Here is a 25,916-nt window from a genome sequence, read left to right on the forward strand (position 1 = left end):
CGGGGCGCTGCCTTTTTCGATATTTCGGTCGAGCAATTTCTCCACGTCATCCCAGGCCTGGCTGCGCGCTTATTCCGGCGCCCGGATATGTTCCACCAGCCCCATGCTGCGGCGTCCCGGCGCTGGTGTCAGCCAGCTGACCAGGATGGCGGCGGCCAGGCCGGCCGGCACGCCGAAGATGCCGGCGGAAATGGGCGCGATATGCATCCATTGACCGCTGGCATTGCCACCCAGCATGGTGCTGGTGTGCAACATGTAATACAGGCACACGCCAAAGCCGGCCAGCATGCCGGCCAGCGCCCCCTGGTAATTGGCGCGTTTCCAGAAGACGCCCAGCACCAGCGGCGGGAACAGGGTCGAGGCGGCCAGGGAAAACGCCACGCCCACCAACGACAGGATATCGGCCGGCTTTTGCGAGGCCGCATAGGCGGCGATGAAAGCCACGGCCAGCAGCAGCAATTTTGAAATCGTCACGCGCTTTTGCGTCGAGGCGCTGGGATCGACCACCTTGTAATAGATGTCGTGCGACAGGGCATTGGAAATGGCCAGCAGCAAGCCGTCCGCCGTCGACAGCGCGGCGGCCAGGCCGCCGGCCGCCACCAGTCCGGAAATCACATAAGGCAGACCGGCGATCTCGGGCGTGGCCAGCACCAGCACGTCGGCGTCGATGGAAATTTCCGCCAGTTGCACGATGCCGTCGCGGTTGACGTCGACGATGCTGATCAGGGGGCTGAGCTTGTCCACATTGGCCCAGTACGACACCCAGGTGGGCAGGTTCGTGTATTGCGTGCCTACCAGTGCCGAGTAAATATCGTACTTGACCAGCACGGCCAGCGCGGGAATCGTGAGGTAGATCAACAAGATGAAAAACAGGGTCCAGAAGACGGACACGCGCGTTTCGTGCACGGAGGGCGTGGTGTAGGATCGCATCAGGATATGCGGCAGGGCGGCCGTGCCCAGCATCATGCAAAACACGAGGGCCAGGAAATTGTTGCGCTTGATGTCGGACTGCTCGCGGTCCGCGGCGGGAAACGGCTGCGCGTGCGGAATGATCGGTTCGGCGCGTTTTTGATTCTGCACCTGCGCCGCCTGCCACAGCACGCGTGCCTCGTCCGGGCTTTTCGGATAGGCAATCAGGTAGCGCTCCGCGTTGCGGATGTCAAACAGCGAAGTATTGCGCTGGCGCAAACTATCAAGCTGGCGCTGGGCCGTCAGGCGGCCTTGCTCCCAGGAACCGGGCAAGCCGGCGATGCGCGCCTGGTAGCTGTGCGCGCGCTGACGGAAGATGGCGCGCACTTCGTTTTCTTTTGGGTCCGTTTCCAGCACGTGTTCGCGCGCGCTCAGTTGCGGCAACACCTTGCCGTAGGCGATCTGCGGCACGGGATTGTCCGCGTGTTTGACCGACAGCCATATGGCGGGAATCAGAAAGGCGACCAGGATGATGATGTACTGCGCCACCTGCGTCCAGGTGATGGCGCGCATGCCGCCAAGAAAGGAGCAGACCAGGATACTGGCCAGGCCCAGGAAGATGCCGACGGAAAAATCCACGCCCGTGAAGCGCGAGGCGATCAGGCCGACGGCATAGATCTGCGCCACCACATACGTAAATGACACGATGATGGTGGCGGCCACGGCCACCACGCGCACGCTGGCGCCGCGCTTGTCGGTGCCGCTGCCGTAGCGGGCGGCGAGGAAATCGGGAATCGTGTACTGGCTGAACTTGCGCAAATAGGGGGCGATCAATAGCGCCACCAGGCAATAGCCGCCCGTCCAGCCCATGATGAAGGCCAGGCCGTCGAAACCGTTCAGGTACAGGCCCCCGGCCAGGCTGATGAAGCTGGCGGCCGAAATCCAGTCGGCGGCCGTGGCCATGCCGTTGAACATGGCCGGCACCCGGCGCCCTGCCACATAGTATTCGGTGACGTTCGAGGTGCGGCTGATGACGCCGATGGTGGCGTACAGGGTGATGGTGACCAGCATGAACAGGTAGCCGATCCACGCGCGCGGCATGCCTTCCTGTTCCAGCACCGCCAGCGCCAGCAGGAAGGCGGCAAAACCGGCGGTAAACAGCAGGTAGTAGCGGCTCAGCCGGGCAAAGAAGCTGCGCTGGCCGCTCATGCTTGCTCCTCGGCATGAAAAGCCCGGTCCAGGCGCCGCATGCGCCAGGCATAGAAGGCGATGATGGCCAGGTAGACCAGCGAGGCGCCCTGGGCCGCCATGTAGAAAGGCAACGGCCAGCCGAACAGATTCAGATGCAACAGTTCGCGCGCATAAAACACGGTCAGAAAGCCCGTCAGCAGCCAGATCAGCAGCAGGATGGCCGTCAGGCGCCGCGTCTTGTGCCAGTGGACATCACGGCGCGCCTGCAGTTCGGGGCTGGGCGTACGCACCGGCCGTGCCGGGAGAACGGTTGTGCTCGGCTTATCCATACGTGATGTCATCCTCTTCCGGCACGTCGGGCAGCAGCAGGGCGACGCTCAGGCGCAGCAGGGTGCCCGGCAACTTCGGCGACTGCGCGCGCGGATTGTTAACAATATCGACTTCGGCACCATGTTGCTGAGCAATTTCACGCACGATGGCCAGGCCCAGTCCGCTGCCGTCGACATTGCTGCCGAGAATACGGTAAAAGCGTTCGAACACATGCGCCCGCTCGGCCGGCGGTATGCCGGGGCCTGTATCCTCCACTTCCAGGATGGCCAGTTCCAGGGTGCTGCGCACGCGCACTGTGACGCTGCCGCCAGCCGGCGTGTAGCGCAGGGCATTGTCGATCAGATTACTCAGCAGTTCACGCAGCATCATGGCATTGCCGGAAATCATGATCGAATACGCTGGCTGTTCGAACCCCAGGTCGATATGCTGGGCAAACGAAGCTTGCACCCAGTCCTGCACCACGTCGCGCGCCAGTTCGCTCAGCTCGATCGGTTCGAAAGCCGTGCCCGCCTGCGGCTGGTTTTCCGCGCGTGCCAGAGCCAGCAGTTGGTTGACCAGGCGCGTGGCCGCTTCCGAACTTTTCGCCAACTGCAGCAGCGAGCGGTGAATCTCGTCGTGGTCGGTCTGGCGCAGGGCCAGCTCGGATTGCATGCGCATGCCGGCCAGCGGCGTTTTCATCTGGTGCGCGGCATCGGCGATGAAGCGTTTCTGCATGTCGATCGATAGAGATAGCCGCGCGAGCATCTCGTTGAGCGAACCGACCAGTGGCGTGATTTCCTCGGGCACCTGGCCCGATTCGATGGGGGAGAGGTCGTCGGGCGGTCGCGCGCGTATGCGCTCCTGCAATTGCGCCAGCGGCGACAGGCCGCGCGCCAGGGCAAACCAGACCAGGGCCAGGATCACGGGCAGGATGATGAATTGCGGCAAGATCACGCCCTTGATGATTTCATTGGCCAGCTGGGCACGCTTTTCCAGCGTCTCGGCCACTTGCACCAGCGCGCGGCCCGGTTCGTCGTCGGTACTGGACGGCATGTCGAGATAGCTGAACGCCACGCGCACGGGCGTGCCGTGGATGGTGTCGTTGCGAAACAGCACCATGCCGCTGCGGTATTTGTCGGGGTCTTGCGGTGGCGGCAAGTCGCGGTCGCCGTCGAGGTATTCGCCGTGCCCGCCCACCACCAGGTAATACAGGGTGTCGACATCGTCGCCGCGCAGGAAGTCGCGGCCCTTGTTACTGCTGTTCTTATCCGGCACGCGGCGCAGCATCGCGCCGTCGGCTTGCTTGACCTGTTGCGTCAGCACGGTCACGCTGTCTTCCAGCGCATGGTCGAACGGTTGATTGGCGATGCCCTTGGCCACCAGATAGGTGATGGCGATGCTCATCGGCCATAGCAGCAGCAAGGGCGCCAGCATCCAGTCGAGGATTTCGCCAAACAGCGAATGCTCGATGGTGTCATCCTGCTCCGTGGTGGGCGGCTCGAACCAGTCGTCGTCGTCCGCCTCGTCCGCTGGCGCTTCGCGCGCCTTCACTTGCTGGCGGGTCCGCTGGCCGGGCTTGCTGACTCGCCCGCTTCGGCGTTCAGGCGCGCCGCTTCCGAGTATTTTTCCAGGCAATAGCCGAGGCCGCGCACGGTGGCGATGCGCACGCCGCCCACCTCGATCTTCTTGCGCAAACGGTGCACATACACTTCGATGGCGTTGTTCGACACTTCTTCGCCCCATTCGCACAGGTGGTCGACCAGCTGTTCTTTCGAGACGAGGCGGCCGGTCCGGCCCAGCAAGATTTCCAGCAAGCCCAGTTCGCGCGCCGACAGGTCGAGCATCTGGTCGTTGATGTAGGCGCTGCGCCCCACCTGGTCGTAGCTGAGGGGGCCGTGTTTGATGACGGTGGCGCCACCGCCGGCGCCGCGGCGCGTCAGGGCACGCACTCTTGCCTCCAGTTCCGACAGGGCGAACGGCTTGGCCATATAATCATCGGCACCCAGGTCGAGGCCATTCACGCGTTGTTCGATGGAATCGGCGGCCGTCAGGATCAGCACCGGCAGCAGCGAGGCGCGCGCGCGCAGGCGGCGCAGCACCTCCAGGCCGGACATCTTTGGCAGGCCCAGGTCGAGAATCAGCAGGTCGAATTCCTGGGTGGACAGGGCCGTGTCGGCCTCCTGGCCGGTCTGGACGTAGTCGATCGCATAACCGGACTGGCGCAGCGAGCGGGTCAGGCCATCGGCCAGCACGCTGTCGTCTTCGGCAAGTAAAATACGCATGGTGCACTTCCTATGCTTGCGGCGGTAGAAGTTTGTATTGTGTTTCATTTTCCGCAAGGTAGCGAGTTTTTGTGAAAAACCAGGCTTGTATTGATCTGTTTCAAAACAAATCCACGTTCCGCTTGCATTGATCACTGTTTTTTTATACAGTACTGTCTGTGTAAAGAATTTAACCCACTGGCGCTATCGCAGGCTGCAGGATTCAAATGGATTCGCAACTGTAGAACGGCTGAAAGAACATATGGACGATAAAAAAGCTGTAGTACCCGCATCGGAAAAAGCCAAGGCGCTCGCCGCCGCACTGGCGCAGATCGAGAAGCAGTTTGGCAAAGGTTCGGTCATGCGCATGGATGCCAGCGCGGTGATCGAAGAAGTGCAAGTCGTGTCGACCGGTTCGCTCGGCCTCGATATCGCGCTGGGCGTGGGCGGCTTGCCGCGCGGCCGCGTGGTGGAAATCTACGGTCCGGAATCGTCGGGTAAAACCACCCTGACCCTGCAAACCATTGCTGAAATGCAAAAACTGGGCGGCACTTGCGCCTTTATCGATGCCGAGCACGCGCTGGACGTCGGTTACGCGCAAAAGCTGGGCGTGAACCTGCACGAATTGCTGATCTCGCAACCGGACACGGGTGAGCAGGCGCTGGAAATCTGCGACGCCCTCGTGCGTTCGGGCAGTGTCGACCTCGTCGTCATCGACTCCGTAGCCGCACTGACGCCACGCGCCGAGATCGAAGGCGACATGGGCGATTCCCTGCCAGGCTTGCAAGCGCGCCTGATGTCGCAAGCCCTGCGCAAACTGACCGGTTCTATCAACCGTACGAATACCCTGGTCATCTTCATCAATCAGATCCGCATGAAAATCGGCGTGATGTTCGGCAGCCCGGAAACCACCACGGGCGGCAATGCGCTGAAATTCTACGCCTCCGTGCGCCTGGATATCCGCCGCACCGGTTCGATCAAGTCTGGCGATGAAGTGATCGGCAACGAAACCAAAGTCAAGGTCGTCAAGAACAAGATCGCGCCACCGTTCAAGGAAGCGCACTTCGACATCCTGTACGGCGCCGGCACCTCGCGCGAAGGCGAAATCCTGGATCTGGGCTCAGATGCCAAGATCGTGGAAAAATCCGGTTCGTGGTACAGCTACAACGGCGAACGCATCGGCCAAGGCAAGGACAACGCCCGTGCCTTCCTGCAAGAGCGTCCGGCGCTGGCCCGCGAGATCGAAAACAAGGTCCGCGCTTCGCTGGGCGTGCGCGAACTGCCACCGCTGGCTGCTGAAAAGCCGGAAAAAGCGGATAAAGCCGCTGACAAGGCTGCCAAGGCTGCGGAAGCCAAGCTCGCCGAGTAAGCAGGCAAATCAGCAGGCTAGTCAGCTGTTGCGGCACGGCCAGTTTCGGCTGGCCTTGCCCGCAGCAGGCTGCGGGCGGTTGCGCCGTGGCTTGCTGCGCAAAAGATCTACAATGAATGCCGCCTCGCGCCCATGCGCCAGGCGGCATTTGTGCTTTTGACGGTGTTTTTGAGCGGTGTCTGGCCGGCGTTTGACGGTATATCGCTTGTGTTGATGTGATGGACGATAGGGTGGAATGATGGCAGCGGTACAACTAAGCCTGAAGGGCAGGGCGCTACGCTTTCTGTCGATGCGCGAACACAGCCGCATGGAATTGCGGCGCAAGTTGCAGCGGCATGCGCAGGAGGACGATGATGTGGAAGCCTTGCTCGACAGCCTGGAGCAGGCCAACTGGCTGTCGCAGGAGCGTTTTTCCGAATCGCTGATCCATCGCCGCTCGGCCCGTTTCGGCAATAGTCGCATCATGGCGGAATTGCAAAGCCATGGCATTGGTGGCGAGGCGCTGCAGGAACTCAAGGCGGGCCTGGCCGAAGGCGAGACCGCGCGCGCCTGTGAAGTGTGGCGCCGTAAATTCGGCCAAGTGGCGCAGGATGCCGAACAGCGTAACAAGCAGATGCGCTTTCTGATGCAGCGCGGCTTCTCGCAGCGCGCCGTGCACGTGGCCTTGAAGGGGCTGGAGCCGGAAGAAGACTAGGCGCGCGCCACGGGACGTCCCGCTGGCCAAAGTTCAAGTCTGTGCGCGGGCCTGCCCACCGTGGCCCCGCTGTGTTCCTTCTGCAACAGTTGATAGCTGCCCTATGCCTTGCCTGCAAGCCAGCCTCGTTGCAAATCATTGTTTTACTGGTAAGTTCACTTTCCTTGTCATCCGCTTGTCAATAGGATGGCATATTGTTGCGCTGCGTGCGGCCGGGTCTGCCCGTGCTGCCGCCTGCAGGGCAGGCGCGGCAAGTTGAGGTATTTCGCGGCGCGCGTCGGCCATATCTATCATCACTATGCGTGATAACAGCATCAATTTCCATGGGCATTCTTTGTACATTGAAATGTTTTTATTGGAGCAATGAAAAATTATGTTGCGGCGCAACCAGCGCCCAATGTGCTACACTTTTAGGGTTTTTGCGGCGCCGCAGGTGCGGTTGCTGTTCGTAGAAGCTGCGAATAGCGTGCTTTAGGCACATGGCTGCTTACTAAATTATGGCCGCGCAAGCGGCATCGGTCTTATGCCCCTGTCAACTCCCGTATCCCGGCGCGCCCTACGGCACTCCCGCGTTATCGACGTCCAAGCGTATGTGCGCGACGACGGCCTGTGGGATATTGACGCTCGTATCACCGATATCAAAAGCTATGACGCGATGCTGGCCTCCGGCCCCCGTCCCGCCGGCACTCCCCTGCATGACCTCCACTTACGCATTACCGTCGATCACGAACTGACCATCGTCGAGGCCGAAGCTGCCTCCGATTCCGTACCCTATCCCGGTTTTTGCGATACCATCGGCCCCGCTTACAGGGCGCTGATCGGTCTGAATTTATTGAAGAATTTCCGCCGCGACTTGAAACAGCGCCTGGCGGGAATCGCCGGCTGTACCCATTTGACCGAACTGGCGCAAGTCTTGCCGACTGCGGCGGTTCAGGCATTTGCCGGCGATGTCTGGTCGACCCGCGACGGTGAGAATGCTGATTTGTCGCATGAAAAGCCGTTTCAACTCGACAAGTGTCACGCCCTGCGCACCGATGGCGGGGCGGTTGCACAGTATTACCCGCGCTGGGTAGCCAAAGCGTGACCCCGGCGCTGTTTTTCCTGTTTTTTTTGCACCACTAACCGTATTTTTACACATCAGTATCAGAAGGGAAGCCAGCATGAAAATCCATGAGTATCAAGCCAAAGAAATCCTCCGGCAGTATGGAGTGACGGTACCACGCGGTATTGCGTGCATGTCCGTCGACGAAGCCGTCAAGGCTGCGGAAACCCTGGGCGGTCCGGTATGGGTCGTCAAGGCGCAGATCCACGCAGGTGGCCGCGGCAAGGGAGGCGGCGTGAAAGTGGCAAAATCGATCGAACAGGTCAAGCAATACGCCGACCAGATCATGGGCATGCAGCTGATCACGCACCAGACCAGCGCCGAAGGCCAAAAAGTCAACCGCCTGCTGGTGGAAGAAGGCGCCGACATCAAACAAGAACTGTACGTTTCGCTGGTCACCGACCGCGTCACCCAGAAAATCGTCCTGATGGCGTCGTCCGAAGGCGGCATGGACATCGAAGAAGTGGCCGAGAGCCACCCAGAGAAGATCCACCACGTCACCATCGATCCGGGCGTTGGCCTGACCGATGCCCAGGCAGACGATATCGCGGCCAAAATCGGCGTGCCTGCCGGTTCCATCGCCGACGCTCGCGTCAACCTGCAAGGCCTGTACAAAGCGTACTGGGAAACCGACTGCTCGCTGGCCGAAATCAATCCGTTGATCGTCACCGGCAGCGGCAAAGTCATCGCCCTGGACGCCAAGTTCAACTTTGACCCGAACGCCCTGTTCCGTCATCCGGAAATCGTCGCCCTGCGCGATCTGGACGAAGAAGATCCAGCTGAAATCGAAGCGTCGAAATTCGACCTGGCTTACATTTCGCTTGACGGCAATATCGGTTGCCTGGTGAACGGCGCCGGCCTGGCCATGGCTACCATGGACACCATCAAACTGTTCGGCGGCGAGCCAGCCAACTTCCTGGACGTCGGCGGCGGCGCCACGGCAGAAAAAGTGACCGAAGCGTTCAAGATCATGCTGAAAAACCCAGGCCTGAAAGCCATCCTGGTGAACATTTTCGGCGGCATCATGCGTTGCGACGTGATCGCTGAAGGCGTTATCGCCGCGGTGAAAGCTGTCTCGCTGAACGTACCGCTGGTCGTGCGCATGAAGGGCACCAACGAAGACCTGGGCAAGAAGATGCTGGCCGATTCCGGTCTGCCTATCATCGCAGCCGACACCATGGAAGATGCAGCCAAGAGCGTCGTTGCCGCTGCTGCCGGTCAAGCTTAATTAAGGAATCAACATGTCCATTCTGATCAATAAAGATACCAAAGTCGTCACCCAAGGGATCACCGGCAAGACCGGCCAGTTCCACACCCGCGGTTGCCGCGACTACGCGAACGGCAAAGCTGCCTTCGTGGCAGGCGTGAATCCGAAGAAAGCCGGCGAAGACTTCGAAGGCATTCCCATTTTCGCTACCGTGACGGAAGCGAAAAAAGAAACCGGCGCCAATGTGTCCGTGATCTACGTGCCGCCAGCAGGCGCGGCAGCGGCGATCTGGGAAGCTGTCGAAGCTGAAATGGATCTGGCCATTTGCATCACCGAAGGCATTCCTGTGCGCGACATGATGGCGTTGAAAGACCGCATGGCTAAAGCCAATAGCAAAACCTTGCTGCTGGGCCCTAACTGCCCAGGCTTGATCACGCCAGACGAAATCAAGATCGGCATCATGCCAGGTCACATCCATAGAAAAGGCCGTATCGGCGTGGTGTCGCGTTCGGGCACCCTGACCTATGAAGCAGTGGGTCAGCTGACCGCACTGGGCCTGGGCCAATCGTCGGCAGTCGGCATCGGCGGCGACCCGATCAACGGTCTGAAGCACATCGACATCATGAAAATGTTCAATGATGATCCAGATACCGACGCGGTCATCATGATCGGCGAAATCGGCGGTCCGGACGAAGCCAACGCGGCTTATTGGATCAAAGACAACATGAAAAAACCGGTCGTTGGCTTCATCGCTGGCGTCACCGCTCCTCCAGGCAAGCGCATGGGCCACGCCGGCGCGCTGATCTCGGGCGGTGCCGATACGGCACAAGCCAAGCTGGAAATCATGGAAGCTTGCGGCATCACCGTGACCAAAAACCCGTCGGAAATGGCGCGTCTGCTGAAAGCCATGCTGTAATTCCAGCCAGGTTCACGCAGTATAAAAAAGGAGCTTCGGCTCCTTTTTTTCGTCCGCAAGACAGGCCAGTTTCCGGCCTGGAGCGACGGCGCTGGTCCAAACCTGCCCAAATGTGTCATTTTTCTTTCCACGTGTACCGCCGCTGCCCGGGCGCGCCGCTGGCATGGCGCTTGCACCGTGCACGGCACGAGCAATGCACAATGGGAGAATACGATGCGCGCGCAGAGCGGATTTACCCTGATAGAACTGATGATCGTGGTGGCCATCGCCGGCATCCTGGCGGCCGTGGCCATTCCCCAGTACGGCGACTATACGATGCGGGCCAAGGTCAGCAACGTGCTGGCGGCGGCCGCGCCGCTGAAGACAGCCGTGGCCCTGTGCGTGCAGGAAAACGGGGGCTTGGCGACCGCTTGCAGCACTCCCACCCCGGCCGTGCCCAGCGCCATCCCCGTGTTTAGCCCGACGCGCGAAGTGGCCGGCGCCAAGGTCGACAAGGGCAATATCGAGCTGACGCTGGCGGGCGACATGGGCAGCGGCATGGGTGGCCAGACGGTGAGCATGGAGCTGCAGGTCGGCACCAGCAGCCTGAGCTGGTTCAATAGCACCAGCGTGACGAATGCGGCGGCCAAGGAAGCCATTACCAGGAGCAATATTCCCAAGGTGGTGGCGACGCAGTGAGCGGCGCCTGCCGCGTCCGTGTCAGACGATTTTTTGCCGGTCTGCGATCAGCGCTTCATAGGTGAGGTTTTGCAGCAGGGTGTAGTGGGTCGGTTCCAGGTCGATGAATTGCACGCCATACGTATAGATTTCGGCGACATCGGCCGCATTGCCATTCGACGGCTTGCCCACGCTGACGTTCTGGATGCGTGCGCGCGTATTGACGCGCATCTGATGCTTGTTCGGTTGCACCAGCAGGGTAAAGCTGAGCGCGACGCCCTCGTCGTCCGGCGTGAGCATGCTGGGCGCCTCGATCAGCGCCCCCGAGACGCTGAGGTTGACGATGAACACGGGCACGGCCGCCACGTCGCGGTAGCTTAGCTGCGCCGGAATGTCCACTTTCACGCGCATGGCCGTGCGCAGGCTGGTGCCCTGGATGGCGTCGGGAAAGCTCAGGTGCACATAATTGAGCGGGCGGCCAAAGATGCGCAGCACGCTGCACGCAAACGAACACACGGTGACGCCGGAAAACACGCGGATGGTCAGCTTGTCGCCCTCGTTGAGCACGATGGACGCACCGTTTTCCATGGGAATCTTGACGATCAGGTACTCGTCTTTCACATAGCCAATCACGGTCGAGAAATGCTGGATGGGTTTGATGGTGCGGTGCGTGATGAACTGGATGCGTCCGCCCACCTGCAGATTCATCGCCTCGAATTCGAAGTCCTGGAGCTTGCTTTCCGCGGCGGGCTTGTTGCTTGTCATGCGATGCTCATCCTGATATTGTCGATTCGCAGTATGCATGATTTCTTGATGAAAAAGCACTTATATCAATGAAATTCATACTGGCATCGAAAAATACCCTGCGCGCGTGCAGGTGCGCGGTGCAGGCTTTACAATCGCGTCAATATTGAAGAATGTAAATCTTATGCCTCGCAGCTACTTCTGGACGATGTTGTCACTGTTCCTGCATCAAATCGACGCTGCCTACTGGAAAGAGTGGGAGATGTTTCATGTGCCGGGCGGCATCCAGGGTTTCCTGGTAGTTAACTTGGCAGCCATTGCCGTGGTACTGGTGGGCTACCGGCACGTGCTGCTGGCAACCCCGCGGGCGCCCCTGTATGCGGGCGTGTGCGCCGCGCTGGGCGTGGGAACGTGTTTGATCCATGCCGGCTTTGCGCTGGCCGGGCAGGAGCAATTTCACCTGCCCCTGTCCGTGCTCATCATCGTGCTGTGCCTGGTCAGTGCCGTCTGGCTGCTGTGTGACTTGCGCCGCGTCCTGGGCCAGCTGGCGCGCCAGCCAGCATAGTTACAGCTCGGCGTGCCAATCGCCCGACTTGCCGCCATGCTTTTCCAACACGCGCACGTTGGTCATGACCATGCCCCGGTCGACGGCCTTGCACATGTCGTAGATGGTCAATAAGCCGATCTGCACGGAAGTGAGCGCTTCCATTTCCACGCCCGTCTTGCCCGTGGTATCGACCTGGGCGCGGCAGTGCACGCTGTTGGCCGCTTCATCGACTTCGAAGTCGACGGTGACGCGCGTGAGGGCCAGCGGGTGGCACAGGGGAATCAGGTCGCTGGTGCGCTTGGCGCCCATGATGGCGGCGATGCGGGCGATGCCCAGCACGTCGCCTTTCTTGGCGTTGCCGGACATAATCAAGGCCAGGGTGGCGGGCTGCATGCGGATGCTGCCGGCGGCCACGGCGCTGCGGCGCGTGTCTTCCTTGCTGCCCACGTCAACCATATGGGCCTGGCCCGTGGCGTCGAAATGGGTCAGTTCCCCGGCGGGGGCTTGCTTGTCTGCTGTTGTCATGGCGTCAAAATAGGTGAGGAGTGGGGGTGCGGCACGCCATGTCACCGCATCATGCCACTGGCATAGCGCATGCTTGTCGCGTGGGAATGGGCGCCGCTAACAAGGTATGATAGCACCCGTGAATTCGAAAACTACCCTTCCGACCGTACTTGAAAACGCCGGTGCGGCATGGCTGCGCCGCTCCTGGCGCACATCCATGCTGGCTGCATTGTGGCTGGCGGCGCCGTTTGCGCTGGCGCAAACCTATACGTCCGCGTCGGCGGCGCCAGCCGCCAGCGTGGCGGCCAAGCCGGCCGGCAACTGGACGCCGCTGGCTGTGCCGCCGGCGCCGAATCTGCCGAACCTGGGCGATACCTCGCGCGAAGACCTGTCGCCGGCGATGGAGCGCAAGATCGGCGAAGAAATCATGCGCGGCATTCGCGGCGACCGCGACTACCTCGACGATGCGCCCTTGCTGGAATACCTGAATACCTTCGGCAACGCCCTCGTGGCGGCCCGCCCCAGCGTGCGCGGCGAAACGAATTACGACTATTTTTTCTTTGCCGTGCGCGATCCCCAGTTGAACGCGTTTGCCTTGCCCGGCGGTTTCATCGGCGTCCATTCGGCCCTGGTGCTGGCGGCGCAAACGGAGGCGGAACTGGCTTCCGTGCTGTCGCACGAGATCGGCCACGTGGCGCAGCGCCATATCGCGCGCATGCTGGGCCAGCAGCGCCAGGATGCCCTGATGCCGCTGGCGGCCATGTTGCTGGCGGCGCTGGCCTCGCGCGCGGGCGGCGACGTGGCGCTGGGCGTGTTTGCCGCCGGCCAAGGCTTGGCCATCCAGCGCCAGCTCAATTTCGGCCGCGACGCCGAACGCGAGGCCGACCGCATCGGTTTCCAGATCATGGGCGAGGCCGGTTTCGACACCACCGGCATGGTAGCCTTCTTCGGCCGCATGCAAGCGGCCAGCCGTTCGTACAGCGACCTGATGCCCGCCTATCTGCAGACGCACCCGCTGACGACGGAGCGCATCGCCGACATCCAGGCACGCATCCGCGAGCAGCCCTACAAGCAGCGTCCGGACAGCCTGAGTTTCCACCTGGCTCGGGCGCGCGCCCGCGTGCTGCAGGATGAAAGCGTGCAAGGCCTGCTGAATGCCAAGGCGGTCTTCAAGACGCAGCTGGAACAGCAAAGCCGTTTCCAGGTGGTGGCCGCACATTACGGCTTGTCCTTTGTCGCCGTCAAGCAGGGCAAGCCCTCTGATGCCCAGAAGGAGCTCGACGCGGCTCATGCCGCCCTGCACCAGCCGGCCGGGCCGAATGTGTTCACCTCGGGTGGCACGCAGGGCCCCAATTCGCTGCTGGCAGCGATGGGGCTGGAAGTGCTGTTGATGCCGGCGCAGAAGAAGGAGGTGGCGCAGCAAGCCATGAAGGCGGCGGACGCGGCGCGCCAGCAGTTTCCCCTCTCGCGCGGCATTGCCCATCAGTATGCGGAAGCGTTGATGGCTGCCGGCAAGCTGGAGCAATCAACCTTGTACCTGCGCGACCAGGTGCAGCTCTACAAGGAAGAGCCGGAACTGTATGATTTACTGGCGAAAGCTTATGCGGACCAGGGCAAGATGACCTTGCAGCACATGGCGCTGGCCGAATCCTACGTGCTGCAGGGCGCCACCATGGCCGCGCTGGACCAGCTGACGATCGCCCGCAAATCGACGGACGCAACTTTTTACGACCAGGCCGTGATCGATGCGCGCGAGCGCGAACTGCAGGAAAAGCGCCGCGAACAGATCAAGGATCAGAAAGGCTAGCCGCTACTCCGCTTGCGGCGCGCGCTGGAAGCCGAAGGTTTGCGGTACGCTGGCATAGGCCAGCGGCTGCACGGCAATCTCCTTGTCGTTATGCAATAAAGTCAGGTTTCCCTGGCCTTGCTCCAGCCAGCCCAGCAGGACTTCGTCGCTTGCCGCCAGGCCATCGATGCGCAGCGATGCCAGCACATGCGCCATGTCGCGGTCATCGACTTGCGCCACGCTGTCGCCCTGGCACAGGATCAGCGCACCGTTGTCGCACAGCCAGGCGGCATCGATGGTCTTCAGCGGCGCGCCTGTCTGCAAGACAAAACCGTGCTGCGGGTCGCTGCGGGCGATGTACGGCGTCGCTTCCAGGTTCAAGTAGACGCGCTGCGGGCCATTCTGGAAAAACCAGCAACCGCGTTCGTCATGGTCGTAATTGCGATTGATAAATCCTAGCAGCGCCACATGGGCGATCTTGTCGCCGGGCAGTTGTTGCTGTTGTGCCTGCTGGTCGCGCATGCGCCAGTGGCCGCGCGCGTCCAGGCCCAGCCAGCCGTAGCAGTGGGGCACGTTCGGCCATTTGGCCAGCGCCTGCTTGACGAGTTCATCCATGTATAGCGTTTTCCGTGTGCGTGTGCGAGCTAGCAGCGTGACAGCTTTGCGGGGAAGAGGGCGCCGTGTTGCCGCCTTCAAAAAAATGGATCAGCCGTTGCGGCAGCCAGCGTGTGCTTCCCGGCAACTTGCCAGCGGCAAAGCCGACATGGCCGCCGTGGCGCGGATACTCGAGCGTGACCTTGGACGCGGCGTTGCGCGGTAAGAAGCGCCCGGGCAGGAACGGGTCATTTTGCGCATTCAGCACCAGGGTCGGCACGGTGATGTCCGACAAGACGTGCTTGGCGCTGGCGCGGTGCCAGTAATCGTCGGCGTCGCGGTAGCCGTGCAGGGGTGCCGTGACGATATTGTCGAAGGCGTGCAAGTCGCGCGCGGCCAGCATGGCCTCGCGCGCAAACAGGCCGGGAAACTGTTCCAGCTTGGCCAGGCATTTGGGTTTGAGCGTGTTCAAGAACATGCGCGTGTAGAGCCGGTTGCTGCCGCAAGACAGGGCCTTGCCCCCTTGCACCAGGTCCAGCGGGGCCGACACGGCCGCCGCCGCATCGATGAAATCAGCCTGGTGCTGCGACTGGCCCAGCCAGCACAGCAAGGCGTTGCCGCCCAGCGAGACACCTGCCGCGTAAAATTTACCCGTGGCGCGCGGGCGCAGGCGCTGCACGATCCAGTCTACTTCCTGCGCATCGCCTGAATGGTAAAAACGGGGCGCCAGGTTGGCTTCGCCCGAGCAGCCGCGAAAATGCGGCACGGCGCCCGACCAGCCGCGCGCCGCCACTTCGGCCATCAGGGCACGCGCGTAGTGGCTGTTCGACGAGCCTTCCAGGCCGTGGAACAGGACCACGAAGGGCTGGCCCGGCTGGCCGTCAACCAGGTCGACATCGACGAAGTCGCCATCGGGCGCTTGCCAGCGTTCACGGCGGAAGGCCACGGCCGGCTTGGCGATGCATACGGCCGGATAAATCGTCTGCGCGTGGCCGCCAGGCAGCCAGAAGGGAGCGCTATAAGGGGCGTTGTAGATAAGGGGCAAAGTCATCAGTGCAGGATCTGTGTTCCCGTGGCGTCGGCCGGCGCACCGCCGGGGGCGACGGACGCGTGGTGCAGCACGATGCGCCAGCCGCGCGGCGTTTTCACATACACATTCGTGGCGAGCAGATGTGCCGGGCCGCCTTCTTCAGAGGTGACGCCTTCGATGACGGTGTGCACCGAACTCATCAAATTGTGCGTTTCATGCAGCTGTGCCGGCACGATGTGCAGGCCGCCGCCCGCCAGAATGGTTTCCCACGAGGCGCGGATGGCGGCATGGCCGATCAGGCGCGCGCCGCCCGGGTGGATGCAGACGATCTCTTCATCGTCGGCCCATAGCGCCATCAGCGCTGCAAGGTCGGCGCGGTGCAAGGCATCGTAGAACGCCGCTTCGACTTCGGCGGCGCTGCCATTGAGTTCTTTCAGACGTTTCATGACGACTCCGGCTTGAGCGGTACAGCTCGGTGTATAAATGAAAACGGCGCGCTGGGTGCGCGCCGCTGGGCAGTTTAATGATGGCCGGCGCTGGCGCCTTCCTTCAGGGTATACGCCGTGCCGCAGTAGGGACACTTGGCGATACCGTCTTTGTTGAATTCCAGAAACACGCGCGGATGCGACGACCACAGCGGCATGGCCGGGTTAGGGCAGTGGGCTGGCAAGTCTTTACTGTCGAGTTCGACCGCTGTCTGGGTGGTTTTTGTCATCTTGTCATGCTCCGTGAGGCTGTATGGAAGGAAGTCGGCTGCTGCCAAAACCACGATTTTAACGGATTCAGGCAGGCAGCAAAAATCATGGCTAAAATGGCGCCTTGATCATCTGCGGCTGCGGCGCGGGTTTTTGCGAAAATATGGCAGCTGCAGCGCCACACTGACTGGATTTGCCTTGCCGGTATCACCGTTGCACCCATGCGCCCCGCGCACCATTGTTGTGCAGTTACCACAGTGCGCCTGCCGGGGGCTCGCATGAACACCCGCGTGAGCGCCGTCATGGCCGCCAAGGACGCCGGCCTGCTGAAGGACGCCTGGCGCGCCGGCCTGAGAGTGGGCGCGCCCAGCCTGCTGGGTATTGCCGCCTGGGGTATGGTGGTGGGCGTGGCCATGGTGAAAAGCGGTCTGACGGTGGCGCAGGCGGGGGCCATGACCCTGTTTGTCTTTGCCGGCTCAGCCCAGCTCGCCTCCCTGCCGCTGCTGGCCGCCCACGCCCCCGTGTGGGTGATCTTCGCCACGGCCCTCGTCGTCAATTTGCGTTTTGTCATCTTTTCCGTGCTGCTGGCGCCCCATTTCGCGCATCTGCCTTGGCGCCAGCGCTTTGCGCTCGGCTATGTGGCGGGCGATATCACGGTAGGCTTGTTCCTGCAGCGCTACCCCCATGAAACGCCGGACCCGGCCAAGCTGCCCTTTCTCAAGGGGCTGATTTACCCCAACTGGCTGGCCTGGCAAATCGGCTCCTTCATCGGCATCGTGTTGGGGGCCGTCGTTCCTGCCGAATGGGGGCTGGGGTTCGCCGGGACCCTGGCGATCCTGTGCGTCACCGTGCCCCTGATCCTCAACCGCGCCGCTTTGTGCGGCGTGCTGGTGGCGGGCACGGTGGCCGTGCTGGCGTTTGGCTTGCCATACAAGCTGGGTTTGCTGGTGGCCGTGGTGGTGGGCATGGTCAGCGCCATGGCCGTGGAAGAATTGACCGAGAAATGGAACAAACGCCATGTTTGACGGATGGGACTGGGGCAGGACCGATGTGTGGATCGCCATCGCCGTGCTGGTGGTGGCCACGGCCGCCACGCGCAGCACGTTTTGGCTGGTTGGCCATCACATCAGCATTCCGCGCAGGATCAACGAGATGCTGCGCTATGCGCCGGCCTGCGCGCTGGCGGCCATCATCGCGCCCGACATGTTGATGGAGGGGCAGCAAGTGCACTTTGAATTGTCGAATTTGAAACTCTTGTCGGGTATTGCCGCCACGCTCTTTTTCGTGATCCGCCGCAATATGCTGCAAACCATCGTGTTTGGCATGCTGATTTTCACGGGCTTGCGACTGTTGCACGTTTTTCAGTAAAGCAGGACAAATCGGGGATTTGGTCTGGTCATTGCGGTAAAATAGCGCACTTCCTTCCACTCGTCATCTGGATCGCCATGTCAGCTGTTCTCAACTTCATCCGTCTGCAAGATTTGATCGCCCACAATGCACTGCAAGGCAAGCGCGTGTTTATCCGCGCCGACCTGAACGTCCCGCAAGATGACAGTGGCAAGATCACCGAAGATACGCGCATCCGCGCTTCGGTGCCGGCCATCCGCGCCGCCCTCGACGCTGGCGCTGCCGTCATGGTGACGTCGCACCTGGGCCGTCCGATGGAAGGCGAATTCAAGCCAGCCGACAGCCTGGCGCCCGTGGCGGCCCGTTTGTCCGAGCTGCTGGGCCAGGAAGTGGCACTGAAACAAAATTGGATCGATGGCGCCGGGCTGGAAAACCTGGCCGCCGGCCAGGTGGTCTTGCTGGAAAACGTGCGCGTCAACAAGGGCGAAAAGAAAAACAGCGATGAACTGGCGCAAAAAATGGCCAAGCTGTGCGATATCTACGTCAACGATGCGTTCGGTACGGCCCACCGCGCCGAAGCGTCCACGCACGGCATCGCCAAGTTCGCCCCTGTCGCCTGCGCCGGCCCGCTGCTGGCCGCCGAACTCGATGCACTGGGCAAAGCTTTGCACGCCCCAGCCCGCCCGCTGCTGGCCATCGTCGCCGGTTCGAAAGTGTCGAGCAAGCTGACCATTCTGAAAGCCCTGTCCGACAAGGTTGATAACTTGATCGTCGGCGGCGGTATCGCCAACACCTTCATGAAGGCTGTCGGCTTGAATGTCGGCAAGTCGCTGGTGGAAGCGGAACTCGTCGAGGAAGCCAAAGCCATCATCGAGATCATGGCCAAGCGCGGCGCGCAAGTGCCGATTCCCGTCGATGTCGTGTGCGCCAAGGAGTTTTCGCCGACGGCCGCCGCGACCGTCAAGGACGTGGCCGATGTGGCTGACGACGACATGATCCTCGATATCGGCCCGAAAACGTCGGCCCTGCTGGCGCAGCAGATCGCTGCCGCCGGCACCATCGTGTGGAACGGCCCTGTCGGTGTGTTCGAATTCGACCAGTTCGGCAACGGCACCAAGACCTTGGCGCTGGCGATTGCCGAATCGACAGCATTTTCCATCGCTGGTGGTGGCGACACCCTGGCGGCGATTGCAAAATACGACATTACCGATAAAATCAGCTATATCTCGACGGGCGGCGGCGCTTTCCTGGAGTTCCTGGAAGGCAAGACTTTGCCCGCCGTGGAAATTCTCATGCAACGTGCTGGCTGATACAGCCTGACTGTAGTGCCACCAAGCGCAGCCTGACCGCTGCGCTTTTACCTTGCCGGATGCAGCATCGAGCCGGCCTTGCTCACCATCGTTCGCGCACAAGGACTTCTATGCCACGCGGTACAAAAATCGTAGCAACAATCGGCCCCGCCTCCACCGACTTCGATATTCTGGTGAAGATGATACGTGCGGGTGTCGACGTGGTGCGTTTGAATTTTTCCCACGGCAAGGCGCAAGACCATATCGACCGCGCGGCGCTGGTGCGCCTGGCGGCGGTCGAGTGCGGCCGCGAGGTGGCCATCATGGCCGACATGCAAGGTCCGAAAATTCGCGTCGGCAAGTTTGAAAACACGCGCATCCAACTGGAGCAGGGCGAGCGCTTCATCCTCGACGCCAAGTGGGGCGAGAATGGCGAGCTGGGTAACCAGGAACGGGTTGGCCTCGATTACAAGGCGCTGCCGCGCGACTTGCACAAGGGCGACGTGCTGTTGCTGAATGACGGCCTCATCGTGCTGATCGTCGAGCGCATCCACGGCAGCGAAATTCACACCACCGTCAAGATCGGCGGCGAGCTGTCGAACAACAAGGGCATCAACCGCCAGGGCGGCGGCCTGTCCGCGCCGGCCTTGACGGCCAAGGATATGGAAGACATCAAGACGGCCATGAGTTTCCAGGCCGATTATCTGGCCATTTCCTTCCCGAAATGCGCGACCGACATGGAAATGGCGCGCCAGCTGGCCAATATCGCCGGCGAACCGTACCACCACAAGCCGATGATGATCGCCAAGATCGAGCGCGCGGAAGCCATTCCTGCCTTGCAGGAAATTCTCGACGCTTCCGACGGCATCATGGTGGCGCGCGGCGACCTAGCCGTGGAAGTCGGCAATGCGGCCGTGCCGGCCTTGCAAAAGCGCATGATCAAGATGGCGCGCGCGTCGAATAAACTGGCCATTACTGCCACGCAGATGATGGAATCGATGATCGTCAACGCCGTGCCGACCCGCGCGGAAGTGTCCGACGTGGCCAATGCCGTGCTCGATGGCACGGATGCCGTCATGACGTCGGCCGAGACGGCCTCGGGCAAGTACCCGATCGAGACGGTGGAAATGATGGCCGCCATCTGCGTCGAAGCGGAACAGTCCGAATACAACAAGCTCGATGCCGATTTCCTCAACGTCACGTTTACCCGCATCGACCAGTCGATCGCGTATGGCGCGCTGTTTACGGCCCACCATTTGCGCGTGAAAGCCATCGTGGCGCTGACGGAATCCGGTTCCACCGCCTTGTGGATGAGCCGCCACAGCATCGACACGCCGATCTACGCGCTCACGCCGAGTGTCACCACTTTGCGCAAAGCCGCGCTGTACCGCAATGTTCGGGCGTATCATCTGATGCAGAACGCCCCCAGCGCGCAAGTGCTGAAGCAGGCGGAAGAGCTGCTGGTGGCGCAGGGCATCGTCAAGAAGGGCGACATGATCGTCGTTACCTGGGGCGAGCCGATGGGACAGGTGGGCGGCACGAATGCCCTGAAAATCGTCACAGTCGGCGAATTCGAATAAGAACGCCCATAAACAGCCCAGGGCGTTGTTGCATTGCCTCGTCGTACTAGTCGTACTGCCTTCGGCAACGCGCCTAGCCCTGAACAGTTTGTTGGACGTTCTTGTGTCATTGCGTGTAGTTGAAAGAATTCAGGCGTCGGCGCGGTCATCGACCGCGAAGCGCCGCAACAGTTTCTATTGTTCTCTGGAGTATTACCATGTCTCTCGTATCCATGCGTCAATTGCTGGACCATGCCGCCGAAAACGGTTATGGCATTCCTGCTTTCAACGTCAACAACCTGGAGCAAGTGCAAGCCATCATGGCTGCCGCCGATGCGCTCAACAGCCCGGTGATCATGCAAGCGTCCGCTGGCGCGCGCAAGTACGCCGGTGAAGCTTTCCTGCGCCACCTGATCGACGCCGCCGTCGAAGCGTATCCGCACATTCCCGTCGTCATGCACCAGGATCACGGCCAGTCGCCGGCCGTCTGCATGGCCGCCATCCGCTCGGGTTTTACCTCCGTGATGATGGATGGCTCGCTGGAAGCGGACGGCAAGTCGGTCGCCTCGTATGAATACAACGTGGAAGTGTCGCGCGAAGTGGTGAAATTCTCGCACGCCATCGGCGTGACGGTGGAAGCGGAACTGGGCGTGCTCGGTTCGCTGGAAACCATGAAGGGCGACAAGGAAGACGGCCACGGCGCCGACGGCACCATGACCCGCGAGCAACTGCTGACGGACGTGGCGCAAGCGGCCGATTTCGTGCAGCGCACCCAGTGCGACGCCCTGGCGATCGCCATCGGCACCTCGCACGGCGCGTATAAATTCACGCGCAAGCCGACGGGCGATATCCTGGCCATCGACCGCATCAAGGAAATCCACGCACGCATCCCGAACACCCATTTGGTGATGCACGGCTCGTCGTCGGTGCCGCAGGAATTGCTGGCCATCATCCGCGAATTCGGCGGCGACATGAAGGAAACCTATGGCGTGCCAGTGGAAGAAATCCAGGAAGGCATCCGTCACGGCGTGCGCAAGATCAACATCGACACCGACATCCGCCTGGCGATGACGGCCGCGATCCGCAAGTACCTGTTTGAAAACCCGTCGAAATTCGACCCGCGCGACTTCCTGAAGCCAGCCCGCACCGCCGCCGAGCAAATCGTGCGCGCCCGCATGCAGGCATTCGGCTGCGAAGGCCAGGCGTCGAAAATCAAGGTCATCACGATGGAAAAAATGGCCGAGCGCTACAAGGCCGGCGAGCTGTCGCAAATTGTGAAGTAAAATTCTGTCTGGAACGGGCAGCAGGCATCCGCATACAGCGTATCCTTGTGCCCGATTTTCTCGACCGGCAGGCATCCCCTGCCTGCCGGTTTCGTTTCATCCAACTATTCCCCCGCTATGAACAGCCTCTATCAGACTTCCATCCACTCCCTGCCATTGCTGGGCCACGGCAAGGTCCGCGACAATTACGCCGTTGGCGACGACAAGATTTTGATCGTCACCACGGACCGCCTGTCGGCCTTCGATGTCGTCATGAACGAGCCTATCCCCGGCAAGGGCAAGGTGCTCAACCAGATGAGCGACTTCTGGTTCGAGAAACTCGGCCATATCGTGCCGAACCACCTGACCGGCGTGGCGCCGGAATCCGTGGTGTCGCCCGAGGAAGTGGAACAAGTCAAGGGCCGCGCCGTCGTGGCCAAGCGCTTGAAACCCATCATGGTCGAGGCGGTCGTGCGCGGCTACATCATCGGTTCGGGCTGGAAAGATTACCAGGAGTCGGGCAGCATCTGCGGCATCGCGCTGCCAGCGGGCCTGCAACAGGCGGAAAAACTGCAGGAACCGATCTTCACTCCGGCAGCCAAGGCTGAGCTGGGCGAACATGACGAAAACATCAGCTTTGCTGAAATGGAAGAGCGCATCGGTGCCGAACTGGCCGCCAAGATGCGTGACGTGGCCATCGCGCTGTACAAGGCTGCCGCCGAGTACGCCGCCACGCGCGGCATCATCATCGCCGACACCAAGTTTGAATTCGGCCTGGATGACAACGGCGTCATGCATTTGATGGATGAAGTGCTGACGGCCGACTCGTCGCGCTTCTGGCCCGCCGATTCCTACCAGCCGGGCATCTCGCCACCGTCGTTCGACAAGCAATTCGTGCGCGACTACCTGGAAACGCTGACCTGGGGCAAAACCGCACCGGCGCCAGCGCTGCCGGCCGACGTCATCGAAAAAACCCAGGCCAAGTACTTTGAAGCCATCGAACGCCTGACGGGCGAGAAGCTGAAGGCTTGAGATGACTGAGCAAAAGTTGAACCCCAAGCCGCTGGTCGGCGTCATCATGGGCTCGTCCTCGGACTGGGACGTGATGCAGAATGCGGTTGCCATCCTGAAACAGTTTGGCGTGCCGTACGAAGCGCAAGTGATTTCCGCGCACCGCATGCCCGACGAGATGTATGCGTACGCGAAGAGCGCGCGCGCGCGCGGCTTGCGCGCCATCATCGCCGGCGCCGGCGGCGCGGCCCACCTGCCTGGCATGGTGGCGGCGATGACCATCGTGCCGGTGCTGGGCGTGCCCGTGCCGTCGAAATACTTGCGCGGCGAAGATTCCATGCTGTCCATCCTGCAAATGCCCAAGGGCGTGCCGGTGGCTACTTTTGCCATCGGCGAAGCGGGTGCGGCGAATGCAGCGTTGACGGCGGTGGCGATGCTTGCCGCCAACGACGACGCCCTGGCCGAGCGGCTGGAAGCGTTCCGTGCCACGCAAACGGCTGCTGCCAAAGCCATGGTCTTGCCTGATTAATGTGTTTGAAAAATAATGAATAGTAAATCGACTTCCCCATTGCTGCCCGGCGCCAACCCACCGGCGTGGCTGGGCGTGATGGGTGGCGGCCAGCTCGGCCGCATGTTTGCCCAGGCCGCGCAAGGCATGGGCTATCAAGTAGCTGTACTGGAACCGTCCGCTGCCTGCCCTGCGGGGCAGGTGGCGCAGCGCCTGGTGAATGCCGGCTACAGCGATGCGGACGGCCTCGACGTCTTGGCCGCGCAATGCCTGGCTGTCACCACCGAATTTGAAAACGTGCCGGCCGGCAGCCTGTCGCGCCTGGCCGAACGCGTGTTCGTGGCGCCGGATGCGCACGGCGTGTCGGTGGCGCAAGACCGTATCGCGGAAAAGCGTTTCTTTGTCGACTGCGCGGCCAAGTCGGGTGTGCTGCCGGCGCCGCACATGGTCATCGCCACGCAGGCCGATATCGACGCCATTAGCGACGAGCTGCTGCCCGGCATCCTGAAAACCGTGCGCATGGGCTATGACGGCAAGGGCCAGTTCCGCGTGCGCACGCGCGACGAGGTGCGCGCCGCGTTCGCGGAAATGGGACAGGTAACTTGCCTGTTGGAAAAGATGCTGCCGCTGGCGTATGAAGTGTCTGTGCTGACGGCACGCGGCGTGGATGGCCAGTCGGTCGTGTATCCGATCGCCGAAAACGTGCACCGCGACGGCGTCTTGTTTACCACCACCGTGCCGGGTCCGAATGTGTCGGACGACTGCGCCGCCAAAGCGCAGCGGGCGGCGCAAGCCATGGTCGCGGAACTCGGCTATGTCGGCGTGCTGTGCATTGAATTTTTCGTGCTGACCGACGGTAGCCTGGTAGTCAATGAAATGGCGCCGCGTCCGCACAACAGCGGCCATTACACGATGGATGCCTGCGTCACCAGCCAGTTCGCGCAACAGGTGCGGGCCATGGCGCGCTTGCCGCTGGGTGAGGTGCGCCAGCATTCGCCGGCCGTGATGCTCAACATCCTGGGCGACGCCTGGTTTGCCGACGACAGCGAGGTCGCCTGCGAACCTGCGTGGGACCAGGTGCTGGCGCTGCCGGGCGCCTGTTTGCACCTGTATGGCAAGGACGATCCGCGGCGTGGACGCAAGATGGGCCACCTGACCCTGATTGCCGCCACCTTGCAAGAGGCACAGCAGCGCCTGCGCGACGCTTGCCTGATCCTGAGAATCGCGCCGTGAGCGTGCCCGCACAAGACCTGGCAGCGGCGGCCGCCGTGCTGGAAGCGGGTGGCCTCGTCGCTTTCCCGACGGAAACAGTGTACGGTCTGGGTGCCGATGCGGAAAATCCATCTGCCGTGGCGCGCATCTACGAAGCCAAGGGCCGGCCATCGGACCACCCCGTCATCGTGCACGTGGCACCCGGTGCCGACTTGGCGCACTGGTCCGATGACATTCCGGTCGAGGCGGAACAGCTGGTGGCCGCCTTCTGGCCCGGGCCGCTGACCCTGATCGTCAAACGCGCCGCGCATATCCCCGATGCCGTCTCCGGCGGCCAGGATACGGTGGGCTTGCGTTGCCCGTCGCACCCGGTGGCTATCGAATTGCTACGCACCTTCAAGGGGGGAAAAGGTGGCCTGGCGGCGCCGTCGGCGAACAAATTCGGCAATGTCAGCCCCACCACGGCGCAGCATGTGCGCGATGAATTCGCGGCGGAACTCGCTAGCGGCTTACTGGGCCTGGTGCTCGATGGCGGACAGAGCGAGGTGGGCATCGAGTCGACCATCGTCGACCTGTCGCGCCTGGCCACGCACGGTCCCGTGCTGTTGCGTCCCGGCCATATCAGCAGCGAACAGATCGCCGCCGTCATTGGCCGCGCACCGGCAGTGGCCGACGCGGCCGCGCCGCGTGCCTCGGGCACCCTGGAATCGCACTACGCACCGCACACGCCTGTTGCGATGCAGCACAGCGACGATGTGCGCGCCACCTTGAACCGCTTGCTCAATGACGGACGCCGCGTGGCCCTGATCCACTACTCGGATCTGCCGCCGGCCAGCGCCAGCGTGCGCCTGGCGGCCAGCCCGGAAAATTACGCACACGCGCTGTATGCCTCGCTGCGCACGATGGACCAGGTCGGCGCCGAGCTGATACTCGTCGAAGCACCGCCGACCGGCCCTGCGTGGCTGGGCGTGAATGACCGTTTGCGGCGTGCCGCATTCGGCTCAAGTGGTATCTTGCAGCAGTTTCTGTCCGCATGATGAAAAGCCCCGCAAGGGGCTTTTCCTTGATGCAGCGCAATAGCGATGCTTGCCACGAAACATCTTTAATCCTCCATAATTCAAGCGATCGCCCTGTCGTGAAAGGGCGCTGGCAGTGTTGTTATTTCGTTGATTTTTAAAACATATTTTCTATACAAGCCTAAGGAACGATGGCA

The 25,916-nt window shown here is 61.7% G+C and carries 27 protein-coding genes; 17 read left to right on the top strand and 10 right to left on the bottom strand.

Translation table 11 applies throughout. From position 1 onward, the window contains the following. Positions 1–69: 69 nt before the first annotated feature. From ACQ4W7_RS13580 to ACQ4W7_RS13595, 4 genes are read right to left on the bottom strand one after another with little or no spacing between them, the layout of a single operon-like run. On the bottom strand, positions 70–2,118 hold the full coding sequence (locus ACQ4W7_RS13580; protein WP_436531096.1) for a sodium:solute symporter family protein: 2,049 nt from the start codon (positions 2,116–2,118) through the stop codon (positions 70–72). Beyond that, positions 2,115–2,429: a DUF4212 domain-containing protein gene (locus tag ACQ4W7_RS13585; protein WP_426071843.1), complete on the bottom strand. Its 315-nt coding sequence runs from the start codon at positions 2,427–2,429 to the stop codon at positions 2,115–2,117. Before ACQ4W7_RS13585 ends, ACQ4W7_RS13580 begins: the two co-directional genes overlap by 4 nt. After that, on the bottom strand, positions 2,422–3,960 hold the full coding sequence (locus ACQ4W7_RS13590) for a sensor histidine kinase (RefSeq protein WP_426071844.1): 1,539 nt from the start codon (positions 3,958–3,960) through the stop codon (positions 2,422–2,424). Before ACQ4W7_RS13590 ends, ACQ4W7_RS13585 begins: the two co-directional genes overlap by 8 nt. After that, on the bottom strand, positions 3,957–4,691 hold the full coding sequence (locus tag ACQ4W7_RS13595; protein WP_426071845.1) for a response regulator: 735 nt from the start codon (positions 4,689–4,691) through the stop codon (positions 3,957–3,959). The genes ACQ4W7_RS13590 and ACQ4W7_RS13595 overlap by 4 nt, the downstream gene beginning before the upstream one ends. A gap of 241 nt (positions 4,692–4,932) precedes the next feature. On the opposite strand from ACQ4W7_RS13595, the gene recA reads away from it, so the two are divergent. The 6 genes from recA to ACQ4W7_RS13625 all read left to right on the top strand — a co-directional run bounded on the left by recA (position 4,933) and on the right by ACQ4W7_RS13625 (position 10,636). Beyond that, a complete protein-coding gene (gene recA / locus ACQ4W7_RS13600) occupies positions 4,933–6,039 on the top strand; it encodes a recombinase RecA (protein WP_426071846.1) in 1,107 nt (368 codons plus the stop codon). A gap of 238 nt (positions 6,040–6,277) precedes the next feature. Further along, positions 6,278–6,733, top strand: a complete 456-nt coding sequence (recX, locus tag ACQ4W7_RS13605; protein ID WP_426072169.1) for a recombination regulator RecX — start codon at positions 6,278–6,280, stop codon at positions 6,731–6,733. Positions 6,734–7,256: 523 nt separating this feature from the next. After that, the gene (locus ACQ4W7_RS13610) at positions 7,257–7,817 is read left to right on the top strand and encodes a DUF2889 domain-containing protein (protein ID WP_426071847.1); all 561 of its coding nucleotides are present in this window, start codon (positions 7,257–7,259) and stop codon (positions 7,815–7,817) included. A 76-nt stretch (positions 7,818–7,893) separates the two neighbouring features. Continuing rightward, positions 7,894–9,063, top strand: coding sequence for an ADP-forming succinate--CoA ligase subunit beta (gene sucC / locus ACQ4W7_RS13615; protein WP_426071848.1), 1,170 nt, complete (start codon positions 7,894–7,896; stop codon positions 9,061–9,063). A gap of 13 nt (positions 9,064–9,076) precedes the next feature. After that, positions 9,077–9,958 (top strand): succinate--CoA ligase subunit alpha, encoded by an 882-nt coding sequence (gene sucD, locus ACQ4W7_RS13620; RefSeq protein ID WP_426071849.1) that lies wholly within the window; start codon positions 9,077–9,079, stop codon positions 9,956–9,958. A gap of 213 nt (positions 9,959–10,171) precedes the next feature. Beyond that, positions 10,172–10,636 (top strand): pilin, encoded by a 465-nt coding sequence (locus tag ACQ4W7_RS13625; protein ID WP_436531100.1) that lies wholly within the window; start codon positions 10,172–10,174, stop codon positions 10,634–10,636. A 21-nt stretch (positions 10,637–10,657) separates the two neighbouring features. Here ACQ4W7_RS13625 and ACQ4W7_RS13630 read toward each other — a convergent pair whose 3' ends face one another. Further along, the gene (locus ACQ4W7_RS13630; RefSeq protein WP_426071851.1) at positions 10,658–11,380 is read right to left on the bottom strand and encodes a flagellar brake protein; all 723 of its coding nucleotides are present in this window, start codon (positions 11,378–11,380) and stop codon (positions 10,658–10,660) included. A gap of 163 nt (positions 11,381–11,543) precedes the next feature. On the opposite strand from ACQ4W7_RS13630, the gene ACQ4W7_RS13635 reads away from it, so the two are divergent. Then, complete coding sequence (locus tag ACQ4W7_RS13635; RefSeq protein ID WP_436531102.1) at positions 11,544–11,924, top strand: DUF6713 family protein; 381 nt, start codon at positions 11,544–11,546, stop codon at positions 11,922–11,924. On the opposite strand, the gene moaC is transcribed toward ACQ4W7_RS13635, so the two are convergent. Beyond that, positions 11,925–12,431 (bottom strand): cyclic pyranopterin monophosphate synthase MoaC, encoded by a 507-nt coding sequence (moaC, locus tag ACQ4W7_RS13640; protein WP_426071853.1) that lies wholly within the window; start codon positions 12,429–12,431, stop codon positions 11,925–11,927. It lies immediately after the preceding gene. 196 nt (positions 12,432–12,627) lie between these two features. Between moaC and ACQ4W7_RS13645 the strand changes: the two genes are divergently transcribed. Next, on the top strand, positions 12,628–14,217 hold the full coding sequence (locus ACQ4W7_RS13645; protein ID WP_426071854.1) for a M48 family metalloprotease: 1,590 nt from the start codon (positions 12,628–12,630) through the stop codon (positions 14,215–14,217). Positions 14,218–14,220: 3 nt separating this feature from the next. On the opposite strand, the gene ACQ4W7_RS13650 is transcribed toward ACQ4W7_RS13645, so the two are convergent. The 4 genes from ACQ4W7_RS13650 to ACQ4W7_RS13665 form a co-directional block, all read right to left on the bottom strand. Continuing rightward, a complete protein-coding gene (locus tag ACQ4W7_RS13650; protein WP_436531105.1) occupies positions 14,221–14,811 on the bottom strand; it encodes a DUF2946 family protein in 591 nt (196 codons plus the stop codon). Next, entirely contained in the window at positions 14,804–15,841 is a 1,038-nt protein-coding gene (locus ACQ4W7_RS13655; protein WP_436531107.1) for a YheT family hydrolase, read from the bottom strand. The genes ACQ4W7_RS13650 and ACQ4W7_RS13655 overlap by 8 nt, the downstream gene beginning before the upstream one ends. After that, positions 15,841–16,266 carry a YybH family protein gene (locus ACQ4W7_RS13660; RefSeq protein ID WP_436531109.1) on the bottom strand — a complete coding sequence of 142 codons (426 nt, stop codon included), beginning with the start codon at positions 16,264–16,266 and terminating at the stop codon, positions 15,841–15,843. Before ACQ4W7_RS13660 ends, ACQ4W7_RS13655 begins: the two co-directional genes overlap by 1 nt. 74 nt (positions 16,267–16,340) lie before the next feature. Then, positions 16,341–16,535 carry a zinc-finger domain-containing protein gene (locus tag ACQ4W7_RS13665; protein ID WP_436531111.1) on the bottom strand — a complete coding sequence of 65 codons (195 nt, stop codon included), beginning with the start codon at positions 16,533–16,535 and terminating at the stop codon, positions 16,341–16,343. 258 nt (positions 16,536–16,793) lie between these two features. Between ACQ4W7_RS13665 and ACQ4W7_RS13670 the strand changes: the two genes are divergently transcribed. From ACQ4W7_RS13670 to ACQ4W7_RS13710, 9 genes are all read left to right on the top strand, one after another. Then, positions 16,794–17,540, top strand: a complete 747-nt coding sequence (locus ACQ4W7_RS13670) for an AzlC family ABC transporter permease (RefSeq protein ID WP_436531113.1) — start codon at positions 16,794–16,796, stop codon at positions 17,538–17,540. Continuing rightward, the gene (locus ACQ4W7_RS13675; protein WP_426071860.1) at positions 17,533–17,883 is read left to right on the top strand and encodes an AzlD domain-containing protein; all 351 of its coding nucleotides are present in this window, start codon (positions 17,533–17,535) and stop codon (positions 17,881–17,883) included. The genes ACQ4W7_RS13670 and ACQ4W7_RS13675 overlap by 8 nt, the downstream gene beginning before the upstream one ends. A gap of 77 nt (positions 17,884–17,960) precedes the next feature. Next, positions 17,961–19,172, top strand: a complete 1,212-nt coding sequence (locus ACQ4W7_RS13680; RefSeq protein ID WP_436531116.1) for a phosphoglycerate kinase — start codon at positions 17,961–17,963, stop codon at positions 19,170–19,172. A gap of 110 nt (positions 19,173–19,282) precedes the next feature. Next, complete coding sequence (gene pyk / locus ACQ4W7_RS13685; protein WP_436531118.1) at positions 19,283–20,731, top strand: pyruvate kinase; 1,449 nt, start codon at positions 19,283–19,285, stop codon at positions 20,729–20,731. A gap of 197 nt (positions 20,732–20,928) precedes the next feature. Then, entirely contained in the window at positions 20,929–21,993 is a 1,065-nt protein-coding gene (gene fba, locus ACQ4W7_RS13690; RefSeq protein ID WP_010401625.1) for a class II fructose-bisphosphate aldolase, read from the top strand. A gap of 117 nt (positions 21,994–22,110) precedes the next feature. After that, on the top strand, positions 22,111–23,004 hold the full coding sequence (locus ACQ4W7_RS13695; RefSeq protein ID WP_426071863.1) for a phosphoribosylaminoimidazolesuccinocarboxamide synthase: 894 nt from the start codon (positions 22,111–22,113) through the stop codon (positions 23,002–23,004). 1 nt (position 23,005) lies between these two features. Continuing rightward, positions 23,006–23,512 carry a 5-(carboxyamino)imidazole ribonucleotide mutase gene (purE, locus tag ACQ4W7_RS13700; protein ID WP_436531120.1) on the top strand — a complete coding sequence of 169 codons (507 nt, stop codon included), beginning with the start codon at positions 23,006–23,008 and terminating at the stop codon, positions 23,510–23,512. 15 nt (positions 23,513–23,527) lie between these two features. Next, positions 23,528–24,724 (top strand): 5-(carboxyamino)imidazole ribonucleotide synthase, encoded by a 1,197-nt coding sequence (locus ACQ4W7_RS13705; RefSeq protein WP_436531122.1) that lies wholly within the window; start codon positions 23,528–23,530, stop codon positions 24,722–24,724. Beyond that, entirely contained in the window at positions 24,721–25,740 is a 1,020-nt protein-coding gene (locus ACQ4W7_RS13710) for an L-threonylcarbamoyladenylate synthase (RefSeq protein WP_436531124.1), read from the top strand. Before ACQ4W7_RS13705 ends, ACQ4W7_RS13710 begins: the two co-directional genes overlap by 4 nt. Positions 25,741–25,916: the final 176 nt, after the last annotated feature.

The organism is Janthinobacterium algoris, assembly GCF_051380935.1.
GTDB lineage: Bacteria > Pseudomonadota > Gammaproteobacteria > Burkholderiales > Burkholderiaceae_D > Janthinobacterium.